This is a genomic window from Pseudomonas sp. NFACC16-2 (genome assembly GCF_900119205.1).
GTDB lineage: Bacteria > Pseudomonadota > Gammaproteobacteria > Pseudomonadales > Pseudomonadaceae > Aquipseudomonas > Aquipseudomonas fluorescens_Q.
Map to the genome: position 1 here is coordinate 59,222 of NZ_FPIX01000003.1, position 21,501 is coordinate 80,722.

20 protein-coding genes are annotated in these 21,501 nt (G+C 62.1%); 13 read left to right on the forward strand and 7 right to left on the reverse strand.

Translation table 11 applies throughout. The annotated features are described in order from the left end of the window. The first annotated feature begins 233 nt into the window (after positions 1-233). Positions 234-1,085 (forward strand): urea carboxylase-associated family protein, encoded by an 852-nt coding sequence (locus BT116_RS04645; RefSeq protein WP_072340522.1) that lies wholly within the window; start codon positions 234-236, stop codon positions 1,083-1,085. Between the two features lie 240 nt (positions 1,086-1,325). Here the strand turns inward: BT116_RS04645 and BT116_RS04650 are convergent, their stop codons facing one another. Both BT116_RS04650 and eat read right to left on the reverse strand, forming a co-directional pair. Beyond that, positions 1,326-1,493, reverse strand: coding sequence for a DUF2897 family protein (locus BT116_RS04650; RefSeq protein WP_014337248.1), 168 nt, complete (start codon positions 1,491-1,493; stop codon positions 1,326-1,328). A gap of 120 nt (positions 1,494-1,613) precedes the next feature. Beyond that, on the reverse strand, positions 1,614-2,978 hold the full coding sequence (gene eat, locus BT116_RS04655; protein WP_063322339.1) for an ethanolamine permease: 1,365 nt from the start codon (positions 2,976-2,978) through the stop codon (positions 1,614-1,616). A 393-nt stretch (positions 2,979-3,371) separates the two neighbouring features. Between eat and kdpF the strand changes: the two genes are divergently transcribed. The 6 genes from kdpF to BT116_RS04685 all read left to right on the forward strand — a co-directional run bounded on the left by kdpF (position 3,372) and on the right by BT116_RS04685 (position 11,445). Further along, positions 3,372-3,461, forward strand: coding sequence for a K(+)-transporting ATPase subunit F (kdpF, locus tag BT116_RS04660; protein ID WP_063322338.1), 90 nt, complete (start codon positions 3,372-3,374; stop codon positions 3,459-3,461). Between the two features lie 8 nt (positions 3,462-3,469). Further along, a complete protein-coding gene (gene kdpA / locus BT116_RS04665) occupies positions 3,470-5,164 on the forward strand; it encodes a potassium-transporting ATPase subunit KdpA (protein WP_072340526.1) in 1,695 nt (564 codons plus the stop codon). 10 nt (positions 5,165-5,174) lie between these two features. Then, positions 5,175-7,229 (forward strand): potassium-transporting ATPase subunit KdpB, encoded by a 2,055-nt coding sequence (kdpB, locus tag BT116_RS04670; RefSeq protein WP_063322336.1) that lies wholly within the window; start codon positions 5,175-5,177, stop codon positions 7,227-7,229. Positions 7,230-7,418: 189 nt separating this feature from the next. Next, a complete protein-coding gene (gene kdpC, locus BT116_RS04675) occupies positions 7,419-7,964 on the forward strand; it encodes a potassium-transporting ATPase subunit KdpC (protein ID WP_072340529.1) in 546 nt (181 codons plus the stop codon). A 66-nt stretch (positions 7,965-8,030) separates the two neighbouring features. Then, positions 8,031-10,682 (forward strand): sensor histidine kinase, encoded by a 2,652-nt coding sequence (locus BT116_RS04680; RefSeq protein ID WP_072340532.1) that lies wholly within the window; start codon positions 8,031-8,033, stop codon positions 10,680-10,682. A 64-nt stretch (positions 10,683-10,746) separates the two neighbouring features. Continuing rightward, a complete protein-coding gene (locus BT116_RS04685; protein WP_072340535.1) occupies positions 10,747-11,445 on the forward strand; it encodes a response regulator in 699 nt (232 codons plus the stop codon). Positions 11,446-11,628: 183 nt separating this feature from the next. On the opposite strand, the gene BT116_RS04690 is transcribed toward BT116_RS04685, so the two are convergent. Continuing rightward, positions 11,629-12,666 carry a patatin-like phospholipase family protein gene (locus BT116_RS04690; protein ID WP_072340538.1) on the reverse strand — a complete coding sequence of 346 codons (1,038 nt, stop codon included), beginning with the start codon at positions 12,664-12,666 and terminating at the stop codon, positions 11,629-11,631. Between the two features lie 207 nt (positions 12,667-12,873). On the opposite strand from BT116_RS04690, the gene BT116_RS04695 reads away from it, so the two are divergent. The 3 genes from BT116_RS04695 (at position 12,874) to BT116_RS04705 (ending at position 15,063) form a co-directional block, all read left to right on the forward strand. Further along, the gene (locus BT116_RS04695) at positions 12,874-13,164 is read left to right on the forward strand and encodes a hypothetical protein (RefSeq protein ID WP_003199317.1); all 291 of its coding nucleotides are present in this window, start codon (positions 12,874-12,876) and stop codon (positions 13,162-13,164) included. Positions 13,165-13,271: 107 nt separating this feature from the next. Continuing rightward, positions 13,272-14,033, forward strand: a complete 762-nt coding sequence (locus tag BT116_RS04700) for a CHAD domain-containing protein (protein ID WP_072340542.1) — start codon at positions 13,272-13,274, stop codon at positions 14,031-14,033. Positions 14,034-14,265: 232 nt separating this feature from the next. Further along, positions 14,266-15,063, forward strand: coding sequence for an acyl-CoA thioesterase (locus BT116_RS04705; RefSeq protein WP_072340546.1), 798 nt, complete (start codon positions 14,266-14,268; stop codon positions 15,061-15,063). Positions 15,064-15,090: 27 nt separating this feature from the next. Here BT116_RS04705 and BT116_RS04710 read toward each other — a convergent pair whose 3' ends face one another. The 3 genes from BT116_RS04710 to BT116_RS04720 all read right to left on the reverse strand — a co-directional run bounded on the left by BT116_RS04710 (position 15,091) and on the right by BT116_RS04720 (position 18,216). Continuing rightward, positions 15,091-15,465, reverse strand: a complete 375-nt coding sequence (locus BT116_RS04710) for a terminase (RefSeq protein WP_072340548.1) — start codon at positions 15,463-15,465, stop codon at positions 15,091-15,093. Between the two features lie 230 nt (positions 15,466-15,695). Beyond that, positions 15,696-17,177, reverse strand: a complete 1,482-nt coding sequence (locus tag BT116_RS04715; protein WP_072340551.1) for a methyl-accepting chemotaxis protein — start codon at positions 17,175-17,177, stop codon at positions 15,696-15,698. A gap of 232 nt (positions 17,178-17,409) precedes the next feature. Next, complete coding sequence (locus BT116_RS04720; protein ID WP_072340554.1) at positions 17,410-18,216, reverse strand: TatD family hydrolase; 807 nt, start codon at positions 18,214-18,216, stop codon at positions 17,410-17,412. A 237-nt stretch (positions 18,217-18,453) separates the two neighbouring features. Here BT116_RS04720 and BT116_RS04725 point away from each other — a divergent pair, with 237 nt between their 5' ends. The 3 genes from BT116_RS04725 (at position 18,454) to BT116_RS04735 (ending at position 20,967) form a co-directional block, all read left to right on the forward strand. Then, entirely contained in the window at positions 18,454-19,875 is a 1,422-nt protein-coding gene (locus BT116_RS04725) for an MltF family protein (protein ID WP_072340557.1), read from the forward strand. Between the two features lie 100 nt (positions 19,876-19,975). Continuing rightward, positions 19,976-20,410, forward strand: a complete 435-nt coding sequence (locus tag BT116_RS04730; RefSeq protein ID WP_072340560.1) for a DoxX family protein — start codon at positions 19,976-19,978, stop codon at positions 20,408-20,410. 248 nt (positions 20,411-20,658) lie between these two features. Beyond that, positions 20,659-20,967: a hypothetical protein gene (locus BT116_RS04735; RefSeq protein ID WP_063322325.1), complete on the forward strand. Its 309-nt coding sequence runs from the start codon at positions 20,659-20,661 to the stop codon at positions 20,965-20,967. 8 nt (positions 20,968-20,975) lie between these two features. Here BT116_RS04735 and greB read toward each other — a convergent pair whose 3' ends face one another. Further along, positions 20,976-21,473, reverse strand: coding sequence for a transcription elongation factor GreB (gene greB / locus BT116_RS04740; protein WP_003199337.1), 498 nt, complete (start codon positions 21,471-21,473; stop codon positions 20,976-20,978). Between the last annotated feature and the right edge of the window lie 28 nt (positions 21,474-21,501).

Genomic DNA, 21,501 nt, shown 5'->3' on the forward strand with positions numbered 1-21,501 from the left:
AAAAAGCAGGGGTGAACGCTGTTTTGTTGATCTCTCGTTCTATAAGTGCACGATGCAATCGATGGAGGCGCAGGCTTGACTATAGCCTCGAGACGCATCGTGAGTTGCTGGCTCCTGAAGAGTCTGGAGCATAGCATCCAGGATCAACTTGTCGTTGGATGCCGGGGCGTATGGAGTGATTACACTACTTCTGCAACTGCTGCCCCCCACCCCCCTAATCAAGGACCCGCGCCATGTACAAAGACTACCCAGCCGCCTACCAGGTCAGCAAAGGTTCAGCCCTGCAGGTGGACAAACCCTTCTACGACCGCATCCGCACCCAGCAGGACAAGCGCACCCTGATCGAGCAGTTCGAAGTGCCGATCCGCACTGGTAAGGCCTGGCACGTACCGGCCGGGCATGTGTTCCGAGTCACCACTCCGGTGGGCCCGCAGGTAGGAGACTTCAACGTCTGGAACGCCCACGATCCACGGGAGCGCCTGTGGGCGGCGCGCACGCGTCAGCTTCAGGGCGCCCACGTCAGTACCCATGATCGGTTGTGGTCGAACCTGCCGTTCCTGCGGCCATTGGTGACCATCACCGATGACAGTCTGGCCGGTTATGGCATCGATGAGCATGGTGGCCGACTGCACGATCTGCTGGGTACGCGCTGTGATCCCTATGTGAACAAGATGCTGACGGGGGAGGATTTTCATCATCACTGTCACTCGAACCTGACCCGTGCGGTGTTGCCTCACGGCCTGACGGAGTTCGACGTGCACGATGTGCTGAATATTTTCCAGTGCACCGGGCTTAATCATGACGACATGTACTTCATGAAGGCCTGTCCGGCGCAGAAGGGCGATTATCTGGAGTTTTTTGCCGAGATCGATCTGTTGTGCGCCCTGTCCACCTGCCCGGGTGGTGACTTGTCGCTGGCGATGTGGGGGCCGGATGCGCAGGATCCCCTTAGCGTCTGTCGTCCGCTGGGGGTGGAGATCTATCGGTTGGGGGATTCATTGCTGGAGGGCTGGAGCCAACCCGAGCGGGCGGCATACAAAGGGTTGCATGGCTTGCAGATTGCCAGGGCGGATTGGGAGAAGTAACGCAGTAGGCGGACAGGACGTGGCCTTCTGTGGCGAGGGGATTTATCCCCGCTGGGGCGCGTAGCGGCCCCTTTTAAACCCCCCCAGTCGATCAGATAGACCGCGTGACAGGTTTTGGGGCTGCTGCGCAGCCCAACGGGGATAAATCCCCTCACCACAAAAGTGTTGTGTCAGGCAGTACTCCACAGTGTTGTGCCAGCCATCCAGCCTCCAGCCTCCAGCCATCCAGCCATCCAGCGGTTAACGATCCTTGGCCTCCTTCGCATCCATTTCCGCATTGCGCTCGGCAACGCGCTTTCGTTGCTCATCGGTCAACTCGACCTTGTGGGCGGTGTCGCGCAGCATCATCAGACCACCAACGATCGAGCCGATTGCAACAATCAGAATCAACCAGGCATACCAGGGCATAGGGCTCTCCTTGAGGGGGCGATGGACGGACGAACATTTCGCCGATCCATCGCACCTACCACTTATGAGCGAAGGTTGCTCGCAGTGGTTCAATACTACGCCCGTTCGGTCGGCTTCACCTCAAAGCCCGGTCAGCATCGCATCGGCGGGAGCGTCTGCACGCAACTGCGCGGTGAGGATGAAGTAGACGAAACCCACCACCATGAAGCCAAGGAAGATCAGCCCGATCAGCGCATTGAACCAGGCCATCGCCACCAGGCACACCACGGCCAGTACCAGGGCGATGCCCGGCACGATCGGATAGCCCGGTGCGCGGAAAGTACGTTCCAGGTTGGGTTCGGTTTTACGCAATTTGAACAGGCTGAGCATGCTCATGATGTACATGACGATGGCACCGAACACGGCCATGGTGATCATCGCCGCAGTCAGGGTCATGCCGCCGAGGTTGATCAGGCCGTCGCTGTAGATCGCCGCGATGCCGATCAGCCCACCGGCGATGATCGCCCGGTGCGGCGTCTGGAAGCGTGACAGCTTGGCCAGGGAGGCGGGCAGGTAACCGGCGCGGGCCAGGGCGAAGAACTGGCGCGAGTAGCCAAGGATGATGCCGTGGAAACTCGCCACCAGGCCGAATAGGCCGATCCACACCAGCATGTGCAGCCAGCCGGAGCTTTCGCCAACCACGGTTTTCATGGCTTGGGGCAGGGGATCGTTGATGTTCGACAGGGTGCGCCAGTCGCCGACGCCACCGGCAAAGAACATCACGCCCATCGCCAGGATCACCAGGGTCAGGATGCCGCTGATGTAGGCCTTGGGAATCGTGCGTTTCGGGTCCTTGGCTTCTTCGGCGGCCATGGCCGCGCCTTCGATGGCCAGGAAGAACCAGATGGCGAAGGGAATTGCTGCAAACATGCCAGCGATGGCCGGTGCGCCGAACACATCGGAACCGGCCCAGCCGTTCAGGGCAAAGCTGCTGAAACTGAACGCCGGGGCCACGACGCCCATGAACACCAGCAGTTCGGCCACCGCCAGGACGCAAACAATCAGCTCGAACGTCGCGGCCAGCTTGACCCCGAGGATGTTCAGGCCCATGAACACGATATAGGCACCGACGGCTGCGTGTTTCGGGTCCAGGGCCGGGAACTGCACGTTCAGGTAGGCGCCGATCGCCAGGGCAATGGCTGGTGGGGCGAAGACGAATTCGATCAGTGTCGCCAGGCCGGCAATCAACCCGCCTTTCTCGCCGAAGGCGCGACGGCTGTAGGCAAACGGCCCGCCGGCATGGGGAATGGCGGTGGTCAGCTCGGTGAAGCTGAAAATGAAGCAGGTGTACATGGCCGCCACCATGAAGGACGTCACCAAAAAGCCCAGTGTCCCGGCCACGCCCCAGCCATAGCTCCAGCCGAAATACTCGCCGGAAATCACCAGGCCGACGGCAATACCCCATAAATGCAGGGTGCCCAGGGTGGGTTTGAGTTGTGTGTTCATCGGTGGCTCCCTTCGATCCATAGCAAAAGCGCTGGGGAGGGCAGTGCAGTGGGCGTGCCAGGGTTGCGGGGGCGGTCGTAATGGGTGAAATCGTGTCGTATCGGGGATGTTCCTTGCTTGATGTGCCCCTGTTGTGCGCCAGTTGGGGGCGTTGGCGCTGGTAATGCCGCCTTCGCGAGCAAGCCCGCTCCCACACTGGACTTGCGGTGAGCTCACACCGCGACCTCCTGTGGGAGCGGGCTTGTTCGCGAAGAGGCCCGCCCAGCCAATCATCCAGCCGATTTTTTTACAGATTCTTTATCCCCCAACCGATCTCTCGATCTCGTTCCTTTACAGCCTACCTGCCGACAATCACTCCACACACGGCACGACGCCGTACCACGGAGAAATCCCATGAATGTTCTGGACGGGGTGTCGCTGCTGCTGGCAGGGGCGCTGTTCATTTATCTGCTGGTTGCGCTGTTGCGCGCCGATCGGAACTAGGAGCGGCTATGCACGGTTATGACTACGGGCTGATCCTCGGCTTTTTCGCCCTGGTGCTGATTCCGGCACCGTTTCTGGGGCGTTTTTACTACCGGGTGATGGAGGGCCAGCGCACTTGGCTTTCGCCGATCCTCGGTCCGGTAGAGCGCGGTTGCTATCGCGTGGCCGGTGTCGATTCCACCGCTGAGCAGAGCTGGCAGAAATATACCCTGGCCTTGCTCGCGTTCAACCTGGCCGGTTTTCTGCTGTTGTTCGCCATCCTGCTGTTACAGGGACATTTGCCACTCAACACCGAACAAGTGCCAGGCATGGAATGGACCCAGGCCTTCAACACGGCGGTGAGTTTCACCACCAACACCAACTGGCAGTCCTACAGCGGTGAAGCGTCGTTGAGCTACCTGAGCCAGATGGTCGGCCTGACCGTGCAGAACTTTGTCAGCGCCGCAACGGGACTGGCCGTGCTGGTGGCGCTGTGTCGCGGTATCGGACGCAAGTCCGCCACGACGCTGGGTAACTTCTGGGTCGACATGACCCGCGCCACCCTCTATGGGCTGTTGCCGCTGTGCCTGCTGCTGGCATTGTTCCTGGTCTGGCAGGGCGTGCCGCAGACCTTTGCGCACTATGTGCACGGGGTCACGCTGCAGGGCGCCGACCAGGTCATCCCGCTGGGGCCGGCCGCCAGCCAGATCGCGATCAAGCAACTGGGTACCAACGGTGGCGGTTTCTTCGGCGTCAACTCGGCGCATCCGTTCGAAAACCCGACGGCCTGGAGCAACCTGTTCGAAGTCGCCTCGATCATCCTGATTCCCGCCGCGCTGGTGTTCACCTTCGGCCATTACGTCAAGGACTTGCGCCAGAGCCGGGCGATCATCGCCTGCATGCTTGCCTTGTTCCTGATTGGCGGTGCCACGTCGCTGTGGGCCGAATACCAGCCCAACCCTGCCTTGGACAATCCGGCCGTCGAGCAAACCGCGCCGCTGGAAGGCAAGGAAGCCCGCTTCGGCACCACGGCCACGGTGCTGTGGTCGGTGACCACCACGGCCGCGTCCAACGGCTCGGTCAACGCCATGCACGACAGCCTCAACCCGCTCAGTGGCATGGTGTCGCTGGTGAACATGATGGTCGGCGAGGTGATCTTCGGCGGCGTCGGGGCCGGGCTCTACGGGATGCTGTTGAACGTACTGATCGCCGTGTTCCTGGCCGGCTTGATGATCGGTCGCACCCCGGAATACCTGGGCAAGAAGCTGGGCGCCCGGGAGGTGCAACTGTTGGTGGCAACCCTGCTGGTGATGCCCGTGAGTGTGCTGGTGCTGGGTGCCGTCGCCGCGAGTCTGCCGGGGCCCGCCGCAGCGGTGAGCAACCCGGGTGCCCACGGTTTCAGCCAGTTGTTGTACGCCTACACCTCGGCGGGAGCGAACAACGGTTCGGCATTCGCCGGGTTCGGCGCCAACACACCTTTCCACAACCTGATGCTGGGCTTGGGCATGTTGATCGGCCGGTTCGGCTACATCCTGCCGGTGCTGGCGTTGGCCGGCAGCCTGGCCTTGAAGAAGACCGCGCCGATTGGCCAGAACAGCTTCCCCACCCACGGCCCGCTGTTCGTGACCTTGTTGACCGTGACCATTCTGCTGGTGGGCGGCTTGACCTTCCTGCCGACCCTGGCGCTGGGGCCGATTGCCGAACACCTGAGCATGGGCTTCTGAGGACCTGATGATGAATATGCCGATGAGCAAAACCGTCGCCGCCAAGGCACCGGAACAACCGAAGACCCACCTGTCGGCCCTTTGGCGGCCGGCGCTGGTGCAAGCCTTCGTCAAGCTCGATCCACGCCAGTTGCACCGCGCGCCGGTGATGCTGGTGGTGGAACTGACCGCGATCCTCACCACGGTGTTGTGCTTCATCCCCGACAGCGCCGTGCCGACGTTTGTGGCTGCGCAAATTGCGTTGTGGCTGTGGTTCACCGTGCTGTTCGCCAACTTCGCCGAAGCCTTGGCCGAAGGCCGCGGCAAGGCCCGGGCCGACAGCCTCAAGGCCGGCAGCGAAGGCCTCAACGCACGTCGCCAGACCGCCAGCGGCTTTGAAATTATCCCCGCCACCCGCCTGCGCAAAGGCGACGTGGTGCGCGTCGAGGCCGGCGACATGATCCCCGGCGACGGTGAAGTGATCGAAGGCATCGCCGCGGTCAACGAGGCGGCGATCACCGGCGAATCGGCACCGGTCATCCGCGAGTCCGGCGGCGATCGCTCGGCTGTCACCGGCAATACGCGGCTGGTCTCCGACTGGTTGCTGATACGCATCACCAGCAATCCCGGCGAGTCCACCCTGGACCGCATGATCGCCTTGGTCGAAGGTGCCAAGCGCCAGAAAACGCCGAACGAGGTGGCGCTGGATATCCTGTTGATCGGCCTGACGCTGATCTTCCTGTTGGTGGTGGTGACGCTGCAACCGTTCGCCCATTTCGCCAACGCCAACCTGCCGTTGGTGTTTCTGGTGGCGCTGTTGGTGACGTTGATTCCCACCACCATCGGCGGGCTGCTGTCGGCCATCGGCATCGCCGGGATGGATCGGCTGGTGCGCCTGAACGTGATCGCCAAATCCGGCCGTGCGGTGGAGGCGGCGGGGGACGTGCATGTGTTGATGCTGGACAAGACCGGCACCATCACCTTTGGCAATCGTCGCTGTACAGCGGTCTATGCCGCCCCCGGTGTGAGCGCCAAGGAACTGGCCGAAGGCGCGCTGTTCGCCTCGTTGGCTGACGACACCGCAGAGGGCAAGTCCATCGTCGAGTACCTGCGAGGTTTGCATCCACAGTCCGAGCCTGGCGTCGAAGCGCTGACGGCCGTGCCGTTCAGTGCGGAAACCCGTTTGTCCGGCGTCGACTATCAGGGCCGCATCTACCGCAAGGGCGCCGTGGATTCGTTGCTGGACTTCATCGGCCTTGCACGCAATGAGTTGCCGCAGGCATTGGCGCGGGAGGTCGACAAGATCGCCCAGAGTGGCGGCACCCCGCTGCTGGTGTGCGTGGACGGCAAGTTGCTCGGCGCGATCCATCTCAAGGACGTGGTCAAGCCGGGCATTCGCGAGCGCTTTGCCGAGCTGCGCAAGCTGGGAATCCGTACGGTGATGGTCACCGGCGACAACCCGTTGACCGCTGCGGCGATTGCCGCCGAGGCCGGTGTCGATGACGTGTTGGCGGAGGCCACGCCGGAGAAAAAACTGGCGCGTATCCGTCATGAGCAAAATGACGGTCGGCTGGTGGCCATGTGCGGCGACGGTGCCAACGACGCCCCGGCCCTGGCCCAGGCCGATGTCGGCATGGCGATGAACGACGGTACCCAGGCCGCGAGGGAAGCGGCCAACATGGTCGACCTCGACAGCGACCCGACCAAGTTGCTTGATGTGGTGCAGATCGGCAAGGAACTGCTGGTGACCCGTGGCGCACTGACCACCTTTTCCATCGCCAACGACATCGCCAAGTACTTCGCGATCCTGCCGGCGCTGTTCGCTTCGATTTATCCACAGCTCGGCGTGTTGAATGTGATGCACCTGAGCAGCCCCCAGAGCGCGATTGTGTCGGCCATCGTCTTCAACGCCTTGATCATCGTCGTGCTGATCCCCCTGGCCCTGCGTGGCGTGCGCGTGCAAGCGGCAAGTGCGGCGGCGCTGTTGCGACGCAATCTGCTGATCTATGGCCTGGGCGGGATCGTGGTGCCGTTCGTGGGGATCAAGGCGATCGATATGTTGCTGACGGCGTTGCACCTGGTTTGAGGTGTGGGTGCATGTAGCTACTGAACTTTGTGGCGAGGGGATTTATCCCCGCTGGGTTGCGGAGCAGCCCCCAGGCCTGATACCGCGGGGTGTCAGGCAAAACGACGGCGATTGTTTTGGGGTTGCTGCGCAACCCAGCGGGGATAAATCCCCTCGCCACAGATGTATTTTCAACTGAGGAATTGTTGAATGCTTACCTTCATTCGCCCGGCCTTGAGCCTGTTATTACTGATGACCCTGATCACCGGTGTCGCGTACCCGTTGGTGGTCACTGGCGTGGCGCAAGTCGCGTTTCCCGCCCAGGCCAACGGCAGCCTGGTCGTCGATGCCGACGGCAAGGTCCGTGGCTCGACGCTGATCGCCCAGGATTTCACCGGCGATGCGTGGTTTCATCCACGGCCGTCGGCCGGTGCCTTCGCCACGGTTGCCAGCGGCGCCAGCAACTTCTCTCCGAGCAATCCGGCTCTGGCCTCGCGGGTGATCGATGACGCCCAAAAACTCCAGGTGCCCGGCCAGGGCCCGGTGCCGCTGGCCTTGCTGACCACCTCCGCCAGCGGGCTGGATCCGCACTTGCCTGCGGCGGCGATTGCCTATCAACTGGCGCGTGTCGCCGCAGCGCGCAACCTGCCGGCCTCGACCTTGCAGCAACTGCTCGACGACAACACCGAGCAATCTTTGGTGGGCCCGCCAGTGGTGAATGTGCTGGCGCTGAACCTGGCGCTGGAAAAACTGTAGAACCTGTGGGAGCGCGCTCGCTCCCACAGGATGGCTGAACCTATTCGAAACAAGAGAATCCCCAGCATGAGCGACTCCGGCCGCGCCGACGCACTGTTAGCCAATCTGCCCCGTAACGATCGTGGCCGGCTCAAGGTCTTCCTGGGCGCGGCGCCCGGTGTCGGCAAGACCTACGCCATGCTGCAAGCGGCCCACAGCCAACTGCGTCAAGGCGTGAAAGTCGTCGCCGGCGTGGTGGAAACCCACGGTCGTGCCGAAACCGAAGCACTGCTCGGCGGTCTGGTGCAGCAACCGTTGGTGCGTTCGGAATATCGCGGCGTCATGCTCGAAGAAATGGATCTCGACGGCCTGCTCGCGGCCCGCCCGGCCCTGGTACTGGTGGACGAACTGGCCCACAGCAACGCCCCCGGCAGTCGTCATGCCAAACGCTGGCAAGACATTCAGGAACTGCTCGCCGCCGGCATCGATGTCTACACCACCGTCAATGTCCAGCACCTGGAAAGCCTCAACGACCAGGTGCGCGGCATCACCGGAGTGCAGGTGCGCGAGACGCTGCCGGACTGGGTCTTGCAGGAAGCCGATGAACTGCTGTTGATCGACCTGCCATCGCGCGAGCTGCTGGAGCGCCTGCGTGATGGCAAGGTCTATGTGCCGGAGCAGGCGCGAGCGGCGATCGATGCGTTTTTCACCCAGACCAACCTGACCGCGTTGCGTGAGCTGGCCATGCAGACCGCCGCCGCCCAGGTGGACAACGATTTGGCCCAGGGTTATCGGCAACTGGGCCAGGCCGCGCCGGCGGTGCGCGGACGCTTGCTGGTGGGGGTAGGCGCCGACGTGCAGGCCGAGCGTCTGGTGCGCCACGCCAGCCGCGTCGCCCAGCGCCGGCATCTGCCGTGGAGCCTGGTCCACGTAGACAGTGGCGTCGCGCACGACGAGTCATCGCGACAGTATCTGCAAAATGCCCAGCAGTTGGCTGAACGTCTCGGCGGCGAAGTGGTGCTGTTGCGGGCCGGCGAAGTCGCCAAGACCTTGATCCAGCACGCCACCGAACGTCGCGCCACGCTACTGTTGGTGGGCCAGTCCCGGCCGCGTTTGCGGCGACGGTTGTTCGGCGGTGGCTTGGCTTCACGCTTGCTGCGCGATGCCCGGGGACTGGAAATCAACGTGCTGGACAGCGATGAACAGCCCCGTCCCGCCCGCGTGCGTTCGAACGCCGTCCAGACTGGGTTCGACTATGCGCTGGCGTTGATGGCGACCGTGGCGGCCAGCGCGTTGGCCTGGGGTATTTCAGGGTGGCTGGCGCTGCCCAATATCTCCCTGGTTTTCCTCATGGCAGTGTTGCTGGTGGCGGTACGCAGCAGCCTCGGTCCGGCGCTGGCCTGCGCGGCGCTGTCGTTCCTGGCCTATGACTTCCTATTCATCCCGCCGAATTTTTCCTTCACCATCCAGCGCGAAGAAGACGTGCTGACCCTGGTGTTTTTCCTGCTGATGGCGGCCCTGACCGGCAATCTGGCGGCCCGTCAGCGCCGACAATTGCAAGCCTTGCGCGACACCCAGCAGGAAACCGGCGAACTGCTCGACCTGTCGCGCAAACTCACTGCCGCCACCGACCGCCAGGCGGTGATCAGCGCCGCCGCGCAGCACCTCAACGGCCTGCACGACTTGCAGCTTTGCCTGCTCAATCGCGACGGCCAGCACGATTGGAAGGTCGAGACGGGCGAGCCGTTGACATTCACCGAGGCCGAACGTGCGGCGGCCGATTGGGCTTGGCAGCATGACCAGCCCGCCGGTGCCGGCACCGGGACGTTGCCATCCGGACGCTGGTGGTGGTGGCCGCTGTCGGCGGAAGGCGGGCCACTGGGGTTGCTGGGTGTGTGCCCGAACGAAGGCAAGCCGCTGAGCGGTCAGCGTCGGCGTTTACTGGCGGCGCTCAGTCAACCCTTGGCCCAGGCGTTGGCCCGGGCGCAACTGGCCCAGGACCTGGAAGCGGCGCGCCTGCACGGTGAAACCGAGCAATTGCGCAGCGCCTTGCTGGCTTCGGTGTCCCATGACTTGCGCACGCCGCTGACGTCCATGCGCGGCAGCATCGACAGCCTGTTGGCGCTGGGGGAGGCGATCCCTCTGGCCGATCGCCGTGAACTGCTCGAAGGCACCCGCGATGAGGCCGAGCGGCTGGATCGCTACATCCAGAACCTGCTGGACATGACCCGTCTTGGCCACGGCGCTCTGAAGCTGGCGCGAGACTGGGTGTCGCCAGCCGATATCGTCGGCAGCGCGCTGAACCGCCTGCGGGCGGTGTTGGCACCGCTGGCGCTCAGTGTCGAGGTGCCCGCTGAATTGCCCTTGCTGTATGTCCATGCGGCGTTGATCGAACAGGCCCTGGTAAACGTGCTGGAGAACGCTGCGCGATTCTCACCCGTTCACGGGCGACTGCTGCTGAGCGCCGGCGTGACCGACAGCGAAGTGTTTTTTGCGGTGGCTGACGAGGGGCCTGGGATCCCTGAGCAAGAGCGAGAGAACATCTTCGACATGTTCTATACCGCCGCGCGCGGCGATCGGGGCGGGCAGGGCACGGGGTTGGGATTGGCCATCTGCCAGGGCATGGTCGGTGCCCATGGCGGGCGAATCAGCGTGGCCGATGGTCTCGACGGGCGCGGCACCTGCATCGCGTTGCACCTGCCCTTACAGGTGCAACCGGGCATGGACGATGAAGCTTGAGCGGCGCTGGGTTACTCTCGTCTTATCTGCTTGCCCTTTCACCTGATTGCAACGAACGAGCGCCATGAGCCAGACCGCGACCCTTTTGGTCATCGATGACGAACCGCAGATCCGCAAATTCCTGCGCATCAGCCTGAGTTCCCAAGGTTACAAGGTGCTGGAAGCCGGCACCGGCTCCGAAGGGCTGGCCCAAGCGGCGCTGAACAAGCCCGATCTGCTGGTGCTCGACCTGGGCCTGCCGGACATGGACGGCCAACAGGTGTTGCGCGAGTTTCGCCAATGGTCGACGGTGCCGGTGCTGGTGCTCTCGGTGCGGGCCAGCGAAGCGCAGAAGGTCGAGGCGTTGGACAATGGTGCCAACGATTACGTGACCAAGCCGTTCGGCATCCAGGAGTTTCTCGCCCGCATCCGCGCCTTGTTGCGCCAGGCCCCGGCTGGCGAGCCGCAGGAAGCCGCGCTGAAGTTCGGCCCGCTGACGGTGGACCTGGCGTATCGACGCGTGCTGCTGGACGGCTGCGAAGTGTCCCTGACTCGCAAGGAGTACGCCGTGCTGGCGCAACTGGCGCGGCACCCGGGGCGGGTCATTACCCAGCAGCAACTGCTCAAGGACATCTGGGGCCCGACCCACACCGAAGACAGTCACTACCTGCGGATCGTGGTCGGCCACCTGCGCCAGAAACTGGCCGACGACCCGACCCGACCGCGATTCATTGTGACCGAGGCGGGGGTGGGGTATCGGTTGTTGGGGGAGGGTGCTGTTTAGCCAAAAAGCTTCAAGCCAAAGCATTACTGTTGTGGCGAGGGGATTTATCCCCGCTGGGCTGCGAAGCTGCCCCAAAAAGTTTCAGACATGATTTTTTCCTGATACACCGAGTGTTCAGGTTTTAGGGCTGCTTCGCAGCCCAGCGGGGATAAATCCCCTCGCCACAGGAGGCTGCGATCACATTCAGTTCTGGTCACTCTCATACCGATCCAAAGTATCGCTGGCAATCTCCCGCCCCAGTGCGATCAACTCCGGTGCCTTGTAGAACTCGAAGAACCGGCACACCCGTTTCGGCACGTTGATCAGCACGTCCGGCGGGTAACCGGCGATCTTGTACTGGGCCAGCGAGGTCTGCATCACTTCGAAGCTCTGGTTGATCAAGTCCAGCAACGAGGCCGGGCCGACGTTGTCGATGATGAACGAACCGGTGGCGGATTTCGGTGCGCCTTCGTTCTCTGGCGCGGCGGCCGGTTGTTGGCCTTCGGGCTCGGCCGAGTCGATCCACGGATTGATGTCAGCGGCTTCGGCCTTCAAGGCTTCCTGCTCCAGCAGCAACAGCTGCTCGGCCTGCTTGCGGCGAAACGGCAGGCGCGATCCCAGGGAGCTGACCAGGGTGTCGAAGCGCCGCCGGAACGCGGCGGGGCGCGGGATTACCGGTAACCGATATTGTTTCTGGTTGGTGGCGTTGAGGTTGACCGCGATGATCAGGTCGCAGTGGCTTGATACCACTGGCACGATCGGCAATGGGTTGAGCAGGCCGCCATCCACCAACATGCGGTTGCCTTGCATCACCGGCGTGAACAGGCTGGGAATCGCCGCCGAGGCGCGCATTGCCTGATGCAGGCAACCTTCCTGGAACCAGATTTCCTGCTGGTTGGTCAGGTCGGTCGCGACGGCGGTGTAGGGGATACGCAATTGTTCAATGTTGATTTCGCCGACGATCTTGCGGATCTGCCCGAAGACCTTTTCGCCACGGATCGCCCCCAGGCGAAAACTGACGTCTACCAGGCGCAGGACGTCCAGATAATCCAGGCTTTCAATCCAGTTGCGGTACTCCTCAAGCTTGCCCGCCGCATAGATCCCACCCACGACCGCGCCCATGGAACAACCGGCGATGCAGGCAATCTCGTAGCCACGTCGTTCGATTTCTTCGATCACCCCGATATGGGCATAGCCCCGGGCGCCACCCGAACCCAATACCAATGCGACACGTTTTGTCATGACCCGGCCTCTTGTCAAACAGATTTCAACAATGCACCCATCGACGACTTGGCTCAATCGTTGTGGCGCACGCGTCGTTTTTTGACACGCCGTGACGGCATTTGCGTATGCTCGCTCACACTTGAATTTACGCGGTCAAGCAAGGCACTTTTCGCCGTTGCCACCGTCTTAATAGCACGACTGTTGACCTGACTTGAGGTGTTATTGATGAAAGCCCGGATCCGCCTGCCCTTGGTGGCTTCTTTGATGGTTTTGGCCCTGGCCGGTTGCGCAGGCAAAACCGCTTACCGCGACAGTTGTGGCAGCCAGCTCGACAGCGCCTGGCATGAACTGGACCTGGCCAAGGCCGAAGGTTTTGCCGGCACCGTCAGCTACTCCAAGGCCCTGTCCCTGTTGACGGGTGCCAAGACCCAGCAGCAATTCGAAGCGTTCGAAGGCTGTGCCAAGAAAGCCGAGAAGGCGCGCTTCTACATTCGTGAGTCCCGCGCAGGACGATAACGGCAGCGACAAGCCATGAACTGCAAGCTACAAGTGAAGGGCGCACACCGCTCCTCTCTTGAAGCTTGCAGCTCGACGCTTGAAGCTGCGTACGGAGTACGCCCCCCATGATCGATCGGCTGGTGGCCCGGATACTGGGCCTGGAAGTCCGCCTGTTGGCCTGTCAGGCCCGCTTGAATGCCCATACCGACAGCGAAGCGCTGCATGACCTGCGGACCACGGTACGCCGTTTGCGCAGCCTGCTTCGTCCATTGCGTGGTTTGCCCGGCGTCGAACAGCTGGAAACGGCTGCTTCGGCGGTCGGCAGCCTGACCACGCCATTGCGCGACCGGGAAGTGTTGGCCGCCTACCTGGAACAGCATGGCCAGGCCGAGGCGGCGCGGCGACGCCAGGTGCAAATGGCCGAGGCTTATCCCGCCGTGGCCGCGAGTGTTGAACTGGCGCAGTTGCTGATGATCCTCGATGCCTTCCCGCGCTTCATTCGTGCCGCCCAGCGCGAGGGGTTGCTGAAGGGCTTGCGCAAACGCATCGAAAAGCGCTTGGACAAACAGTGGAAGAAACTCGGCGAAGCCCTGCGCGATCCGGCCCATGACCGCCATCGATTGCGCCTGCTGATCAAGCGCGTGCGCTATGCCATCGAAGCCTACCCTGAACTCGATCGCCTGCCTGAAGCGGCCATGCCCCGGCTCAAATCCGCCCAGGCCGCACTGGGCGACTGGCACGATTGCTGGCAGTGGCTGGCCAGGGCCAAGGAAGAAACCGATCTGCACGCTTGTGTGCCCACCTGGCACGCAGCGATGGAAAAGGCCGAGGCCAAGTCCGACAAGGTGCTCGACAAGCTGATTGCCAGTTGCTTCGAAAAATCCTGAACCCACCCCATTTCCCCTTGTGGGAGCGAGCTTGCTCGCGATGGCGGTGGGTCAGTTTGCATACAGGTTGACTGATACGCCGCCATCGCGAGCAAGCTCGCTCCCACAGTGGGTTGGGGTGGATTCAGGATCCTCGGCTTTTCTGTCAGTCTCTTTGGCCGGAATGAGCCCTGTGCCGCCAGCCCGGGCTGGTTAAGATCCCTTCATCCTTTTCCCTGTTTTCGAGGTCGTCATGCGCTTTTCCGATTTGATCGATGCCGTGCGCCGGCAGCCAGGTGCGGTGAGCATTGCGCCTGAATGGGGCCAGGGGCGGGCCAGTTTTGGCGGGTTGGTGGCGGCGCTGCAATATGAGGCGATGCGTGCCCAAGTGCCTGCGGATCGCCCGGTGCGCTCGCTGGCGATCACCTTTGTCGGCCCGGTCGAACCCGATGTGCCTGTCAGTTTCGAAGTCGACGTATTGCGTGAAGGCAAGGCAGTGAGCCAGGTGCTGGGGCGCGCGGTGCAGAACGGCCAGGTGGTGACCGTGGTGCAAGGCAGTTTCGGCGCATCGCGCTCATCCGTGGTGGCGGTGCAGGCCGATCCCGCGCCAGAATTCAAAAGCGTGGAGCAATGCCAGGAACTGCCTTATGTCAAAGGCGCTACGCCGGAATTCATGCGTCACCTGGCGATGCGCTGGAGCGTTGGCGGCTTGCCATTCAGCGGCAACAAGTCCCGGAGCATGGGCGGCTGGGTGCGCTTGCGCGGTGATGTGCAGGAGGAGCCGCTGAACGAAAGCCATATCCTGGCCTTGGTGGATGCCTGGCCGCCAGCCTTGTTGCCGCACCTTTCGCAAATGGCCCCAGGCAGCACGCTCACGTGGACCATCGAGTTCGTCCAGCCGCTGCTGGAGCTCACGACACTGGACTGGTGCAAGTACCTGGCCGAGATCGAACATGCCCAGGACGGCTACGGCCATGTCGCCGCGAAGTTCTGGAGCGCCGATGGCCGCTTGATCGCCCTGAGCCGGCAGACGGTCACGATCTTTGGCTAAGGCGGCTCCGATCAAGACTTGCTTCGGTCAAGGCTTGCGGTTGTGATGGTGGCGTTCCCGCCAGGCGCGCCACCAGCCACCGCTGAGAAAGAACCGCGGAAAAGTCAGGAACTGTTCCACCAGCAGGCGTGACACGGCATCCTTGCGATCGCTGAACGGCTCGGAGGCCTGGGTCTCCAGGCTGTGTCCGTGACGTTGCAAGCCGAGTGCCGCAAGCAGACCGATGATGCCGATGGCGACATCGCCCAGGCTCAAGCTGAACACCCCCGACACAATCAGCAGAAAAGCGATGATGAACAGCGGCACGGCAATCAGGTGCAACACCAGGTTGGTGGGGTGGCGATGATTGTCTGGGTAGGCGCGCCATTGCCAGGCCGGAAGATTGGGGTGACGTTTGCCCATGATGCTGTTCCTCGATTCGTGTGCACTTATGTTTGAAGAATAGGTGCCTACCAGGGTGCCTGCGAATCGAGGTTGGTTATCGGGGCGATAGAGTTTCAAAGGTTACATTTGAGTTGACTGTACTGGCCTCTTCGCGAGCAAGCTCGCTCCCACATTGGATCGAGTTGGACACAAAAGTTTGTGAACCCGACAGACCCCATGTTGGAGCGAGCTTGCTCGCGAAGGCGTCTTCAAAGCTTGAGCTGCCCGATCGCCTTGCTCAACTCGCCCGCCAACGTCGCCAGTTCATGGCTGGTGGTGGCTGAGTCGACGGTTTGGCGCACGGTGTTTTCGGTCACGTCGCGAATACTCACCACCGCCCGGTTCATTTCCTCGGCGACATGGCTTTGCTGTTCGGCCGCGACAGCGATCTGGGTGTTGCTCTCGCGCATTTGCGCCACCGCAGCGGTGATCTGTGCCAACGCATCGCCGGCCTCGCGGGCCTGTTGCACGCAATCGTCAGCCTTGAGCGAGCTCTCCTGCATGAAGTCCACCGCGTCTCGGGTCCCGGCCTGCAGGGCCGAAACCATGGTGGTGATTTCATCCGTGGAGGTCTGTACCCGCTTGGCCAGGTTGCGCACCTCGTCGGCCACCACGGCAAAGCCTCGGCCCATTTCTCCGGCCCGCGCCGCTTCGATGGCCGCGTTCAGGGCCAGCAGATTGGTTTGTTCGGCGATGCTGTGGATCACACTGACCACGCCATTGATCTTCTGGCTGTCTTCGGCCAGGCGCTGGATCATTTCGGCGGTCTGCTGCACACCCGAAGACAACCCGGTGATCGACTGTTGCACCCGGGCGACCACGTCGTGACCGTTGCCGGCCAGGGTGTCGGCGGTTTTCGACAGATCGCGGGTGGCGCCGGCATGCTGGGCGATGTGATAAACCGTGGCGGACATTTCGTTGATCGCCGTGGCTGCCTGATCGGTTTCGCTTTGCTGGCCGAGCATGCCGTGGCGAACATCGTTCATGCTCGACGCCAGGCGCGCGGCACCACTGTCCAACTGCCGGGCGGTGCTGGCAACGGTGTCGACCACCCGTTGATAACCGGCCTGCATGGCGTTGAACGCCGCCGCCATCTGGCCCACTTCGTCCTCGCAGGCCAGGGGCACGCGGGCGGACAGGTCGCCGGTTTTTTCCACGTGCAGCATCACGTCTTTGAGTGTGTTGAGCTGGCTGAGCAAAAAACGGATCAACAACTGCGAAGCGCCGAGCATCGCCAGCATCAACACGAACACGGCTGCTGCGTATTGACTGAAGCGTTCACTGAACACTTGGCTCAGGCTCACACCTTGGGCCAACACGGCGAGTCGTTGGCTTTCACCTCGATGGATCACTTGGGCGCCCAGCAGCGGGTCGTCGCCAAACAGCAGCGCGGTATCGAGTTCGACCCAGCCGTTGGCCTGGGCCAGCGAAGGCAACGGTTGTTCGTTGAGAACGGGGACCTGGTCGCGCGGGAATGCCAGGAGATAGTCGACCTTGGGCAAGGGCGTTCCGGCAGGCCAGGCATCCAGCAGGTGCGCCTGGGCCTGGGCGTTCGCCTGGGCCGCGTGGTTACGCGCCTGCTGTTCGAGGTGCACCGCGTAGAGCACCAGCAGCAAGGTGGTGACAAAGGCGACCGCATTGACCGCCCAGAATTTGTATTTCAGCGAGATATTGCTAAGCCAGGCACCCATGGAAGGTCTTCTCTGATAGCGGAAACAGCATTGGCAAGGTGCCATTATTCTGCCGCTACTCAGGTGACGGGATTTTGATATGGGTCAACAGGCAGCGAAGTCCCTGGGTCTTGATGTGGGCCAACAGACAACGAAGTCCTCTTGTGGGAGCGAGCTTGCTCGCGATAGCGGTGTGTCAGTCAGCCAATGTGCAGGCTGGTGCGCCACTATCGCGAGCAAGGATTTGCAGGGTTCACGAGATCGTGGGTAACCCAAAGAACGCCCGGGCGCAGGCGGTGCTGTGGGCCGCCAGGTCTTCCTGGGTTTCGCCCCGGTGCAAGGCTACTTCGCGCAGGACCTCCGTCAGGTAGGCCGGTTCGTTGCGACCATTCTTGGGTTTGGGCCGCAGCGTGCGGGGCAGCAGGTACGGCGCGTCGCTTTCGAGCATCAGCCGACCGCGGGGAATTTCGCGCACCAACGGGTGCAGGTGCGTGCCCCGGCGTTCGTCACAGATCCAGCCAGTGATGCCGATGTGCAGGTCCAGGTCGAGATAGCTGAACAACGCCTTCTTTTCACCGGTAAAGCAATGCACCACGGCTGCCGGCAACTGATCGCGAAAATCCCGGAGGATGTCCAGCAAGCGCTGATCGGCATCGCGTTCATGCAGGAACACCGGCAATTGCAATTGGACCGCCAAGGCGAGGTGTTCTTCCAGGACCTTTTCCTGTTGTGGTCGGGGGGAGAAGTCTCGGTTGAAGTCCAGCCCGCATTCGCCCACCGCGCGCACGCGGCTGTACATCAGCAGATCCTTGAGGTGCCGGGCGCTGTCGGCGGTCCAGTCGCTGGCGCTGTGGGGGTGAATGCCGGCGGTGGAAAACAGCCGCTCGCCCGTTTCGTCGAGGTGTTGGCACAGCTCCAGAGCCTGTTCGCTGCCCTCGATACTGGTGCCGGTCAAGACCAGTTGGCAGACCCCGGATTCATGGGCGCGCTCGAGCACCGCCTGATGTTTGTCGGCGAAACTGGGGTTGGTCAGGTTGACGCCGATATCGATGAGTTGCATGGTGCTACCTCGGCCCAAAGGCTGGAAAGCATATCAGAGCTGTAGATTTATAAGAAAAGCCAAGAACTACAACGAGTTGAGGCTGTCTGTTAAGGCCGCGAGACACATCGGGTTGGTATAAAAGCCATCACTGTGCCAGTCTTCCGCACTTTTTCAGCGCCCCAGGCGCTCTGTTTCTGTCGACTCAGCCTCGTTTTTTCAAGGGAGGCGGTCCGCAGTATTCCTTCCGGAGAGTGGATGACACGTCCCCAGGTATTGCTACTGTTGTGTTGTTCGCTGTTGTTGCCAATGCCGGCCGAGGCGCGGCTGCCCGGGCCGGTGCAGGCGGTGGCGCCGGGCACGGTGCGCGACCTGGCGCAAATCCGCAGCAGCCGTGTGTTGAAGGTTTTGGTCAACCAGAGCCGCAACAGCTCCGGTGAAGTCCAGGGCCAACCCATTGGCGTCGAATACCATCGGCTGCGAGCCTTCGAGCAATACCTCAACGGCCACGCCCGGGATGGCCAGGAAATCACCCTCAAGATCATCCCCATGGCCAAGGACCAACTGCTCGGCGCTTTACAGCGCGGGGAGGGCGATCTGGTAGCACCGGGTGAGTTGCTCGAACTGCAGGCCGGCCATGCGGTCAGCGCCAGTGATCCGATCCGTACCGACGTGCCGTTGCTGCTGGTGGGTATCAAGGGCGAGAAGCGCTACACCCGTGTGGAGCAACTTTCCGGCAAGACCCTGGCCCTGCCCAACGGCAGCGCTGCGGGGGACTCGGTGAGCCAGATCAACCAGAAACTGGCGCTGCTCAAACTGCCGCCGGTGAAGGTTGAATGGGTCGATCCCACCTTAGCTGTGGAGGATGTCCTGGAAATGGTCCAGGGTGGGATTTTCCATTTGACCATCGTCGAGCAGCCCATCGCCGAGCGCTGGAGCAAGATCCTGCCCAAGTTGCGCTTCGACCGGCAGGTGCTGATCGGCGAGCCGAGTGACGAGTATTGGTTCGTTCGCCGTGACGCCGCCATGCTGCGGGCGAGTATCGACCGCTTCCTGGCGACCTACAAGGTGCCCGCCAACGAGGACGCGGCATTCCTGCGCATCTACCGGCGCTTGTACCAGGTCCACTATCCGCTGGCCCGGGCTGATCGCCAGCGTCTGGAAAAACTGCGCCCGGTGCTGCAAAAACATGCCGATGCCCAAGGCATGGACTGGCTCAACCTGGCGGCCCTGGCCTTCAAGGAATCAGCCCTGCAACCTAACGCCCGCAGCGGCACAGGCCCCACCGGCCTGATGCAGATCACCCCATCGGCGGCTCAGCGGGTCGGCGTCGATAACATCCAGAACCTGGACGCCAATGTGCAGGCTGGCGCCAAGTACTTGGCCCTCATCCGCCGCAAGTTCTTTGCCAGCCCCAAGCTCAACGAGCGCGAGCGCATGGCCTTCGTCCTGGCCGCCTACAACATGGGCCCCGAGCGCGTCCAAGGTATGCGAGCCGAGGCCCGACGGCGTGGACTGAACCCCAACCAGTGGTTTTTCCAGGTCGAGCGCATTGCCATGGAGCAGGTGGGAATGGGCGCCGTCAGCTACGTTAATAGTGTCAATAAGTACTACTTGGCGTTTGATCGTGAGCGTGAGTCGCTGGAACCTGGAGAGCAAAAGGTCGCCCAGCGGAAATAATCGATGGATTCGATTTGTATCTCGCATTTTTTACGCTTTTTGTACAAGTTTTTTTGATTAATATAGCAACCAACAACCACACACCTAGGGATGAACCCGCATGAGCTCGTTGATCAATAAAGTCTTGTCTACCCGCGCTGGCTACGGCCTGACTGTCCTGCGCATCGCCGTTGGTGTCATATTCGCTGCCCACGGCTCGCAGAAACTCTTCGGCCTGTTCGGTGGCTACGGCCTTGCAGGCACGGCGCAGTGGATGGAAAGCATCGGCCTGACCCCGGGCTACGTGATGGCGACACTGGCGGGCGGTACCGAGTTTTTTGCCGGGCTGGCGCTGATCATCGGCCTGCTGGCGCGTCCTGCTGCACTGGGCCTGGCCTTCCTGTCGCTGGTGGCGATTTTCTCCGTGCACATCGGTAACGGCTTGTTCATGGCCAACAACGGTTATGAGTTTGCCTTGGCGTTGCTGGCGGGCAGTATTGCCGTGCTGATCGAAGGTGCGGGCAAGCTATCGGTCGATCGCGCCATCGCGGGTTGATTGCTCGATTTGAATTCGAGGCCCGTCTTGTACGGGCCTTTTCATGGGAAGTGATTCTTGACACTGGCCGGTCAGCTTCTCTAGGATGCCGCTCATGCGCCGATTTAAACAGCTACTTGCGGGGCGCCAGGTGACTCGATCCAGTCGCCGATAGAAGCCGAAGACGAGGCTTCGAAATACCGCTAAAGCGCTGGTTCGGTGTTGCCTCTCACCTGCCATGCAGACTTTTGAGGCAGAGACACGACACGATGAACGCACCCAGCCCCCTAGTACGTCTTGCGCCGATCACGGCGAACCTTGTGCAACGCAACCCGAAAATTCTCCTGGGCGGCACTCACCAGCCAACGCTCTTGCGCTATCTCGACGGCTGGCCGCGTCGTAACCATGGGCCCGCGGCTTTCCTGATCCAGTTTGTCGAAGACGGCGAGTCACTGGCGCGGTTCGCCAATGACAGTTTCGACCTGGCCGTCATCCAGTCCCCCAGTGCGGCGGACGCTCCTCAAATGATCCGGCAGTTGACCCGTGTCGCCCGGCAGGGATTGATCACGCGTCGCTGAGGCGAGGATTACGGATACGCGATGTCCACGATGTAGACCCGTTTTTCGCCGGTAGGCGTCTGGACGCTGACCTCGGCATCCAGGGCCTTGCCGATCAGGGCTCGTGCCAACGGTGAGTCGATACTGATCAGGTTCTGTTTCAGGTCCAGCTCGTCCGGGCCGACGATGCGATAGCGTGATTCCTTGCCGTCCTCATCTTCGACCGTCACCCAGGCGCCGAAATACACCTTGTTCGGATCGCTGGGTTTTTCACTGACCACTTTGAGCGCTTCAAGGCGCTTGGTGAGGAAGCGCACGCGACTGTCGATTTCCCGTAGCATTTTCTTGCCGTAGGTGTATTCGGCGTTTTCCGAACGATCACCCTGGGCCGCCGCCTCGCTGACCGCCTGGGTCACCTGTGGACGGCGCACATGCCATAGCTCATGGAATTCAGCGCGCATCCGCGCTTCACCCTCGGGGGTGATCAGCGCGGTGCCGGCGGTGCGGGGTGGGCGATAACGGCTCATGGCAACTTCTTGTAATAGCGAAACCGGG

Excerpts from the sequence above, each read along its gene's own strand:
- BT116_RS04715 (WP_072340551.1), bottom strand. The coding sequence starts at position 17,177 with ATGGGTGCCTGGCTTAGCAATATCTCGCTGAAATACAAATTCTGGGCG.
- BT116_RS04730 (WP_072340560.1), top strand. The coding sequence starts at position 19,976 with ATGAGCTCGTTGATCAATAAAGTCTTGTCTACCCGCGCTGGCTACGGC.
- greB (WP_003199337.1), bottom strand. The coding sequence starts at position 21,473 with ATGAGCCGTTATCGCCCACCCCGCACCGCCGGCACCGCGCTGATCACC.
- BT116_RS04685 (WP_072340535.1), top strand. The coding sequence starts at position 10,747 with ATGAGCCAGACCGCGACCCTTTTGGTCATCGATGACGAACCGCAGATC.
- BT116_RS04705 (WP_072340546.1), top strand. The coding sequence starts at position 14,266 with ATGCGCTTTTCCGATTTGATCGATGCCGTGCGCCGGCAGCCAGGTGCG.
- BT116_RS04690 (WP_072340538.1), bottom strand. The coding sequence starts at position 12,666 with ATGACAAAACGTGTCGCATTGGTATTGGGTTCGGGTGGCGCCCGGGGC.
- kdpA (WP_072340526.1), top strand. The coding sequence starts at position 3,470 with ATGCACGGTTATGACTACGGGCTGATCCTCGGCTTTTTCGCCCTGGTG.
- eat (WP_063322339.1), bottom strand. The coding sequence starts at position 2,978 with ATGAACACACAACTCAAACCCACCCTGGGCACCCTGCATTTATGGGGT.
- BT116_RS04735 (WP_063322325.1), top strand. The coding sequence starts at position 20,659 with ATGAACGCACCCAGCCCCCTAGTACGTCTTGCGCCGATCACGGCGAAC.
- kdpF (WP_063322338.1), top strand. The coding sequence starts at position 3,372 with ATGAATGTTCTGGACGGGGTGTCGCTGCTGCTGGCAGGGGCGCTGTTC.
- BT116_RS04695 (WP_003199317.1), top strand. The coding sequence starts at position 12,874 with ATGAAAGCCCGGATCCGCCTGCCCTTGGTGGCTTCTTTGATGGTTTTG.
- BT116_RS04645 (WP_072340522.1), top strand. The coding sequence starts at position 234 with ATGTACAAAGACTACCCAGCCGCCTACCAGGTCAGCAAAGGTTCAGCC.
- kdpB (WP_063322336.1), top strand. The coding sequence starts at position 5,175 with ATGAATATGCCGATGAGCAAAACCGTCGCCGCCAAGGCACCGGAACAA.
- BT116_RS04700 (WP_072340542.1), top strand. The coding sequence starts at position 13,272 with ATGATCGATCGGCTGGTGGCCCGGATACTGGGCCTGGAAGTCCGCCTG.
- BT116_RS04725 (WP_072340557.1), top strand. The coding sequence starts at position 18,454 with ATGACACGTCCCCAGGTATTGCTACTGTTGTGTTGTTCGCTGTTGTTG.
- BT116_RS04680 (WP_072340532.1), top strand. The coding sequence starts at position 8,031 with ATGAGCGACTCCGGCCGCGCCGACGCACTGTTAGCCAATCTGCCCCGT.
- BT116_RS04720 (WP_072340554.1), bottom strand. The coding sequence starts at position 18,216 with ATGCAACTCATCGATATCGGCGTCAACCTGACCAACCCCAGTTTCGCC.
- BT116_RS04710 (WP_072340548.1), bottom strand. The coding sequence starts at position 15,465 with ATGGGCAAACGTCACCCCAATCTTCCGGCCTGGCAATGGCGCGCCTAC.
- kdpC (WP_072340529.1), top strand. The coding sequence starts at position 7,419 with ATGCTTACCTTCATTCGCCCGGCCTTGAGCCTGTTATTACTGATGACC.
- BT116_RS04650 (WP_014337248.1), bottom strand. The coding sequence starts at position 1,493 with ATGCCCTGGTATGCCTGGTTGATTCTGATTGTTGCAATCGGCTCGATC.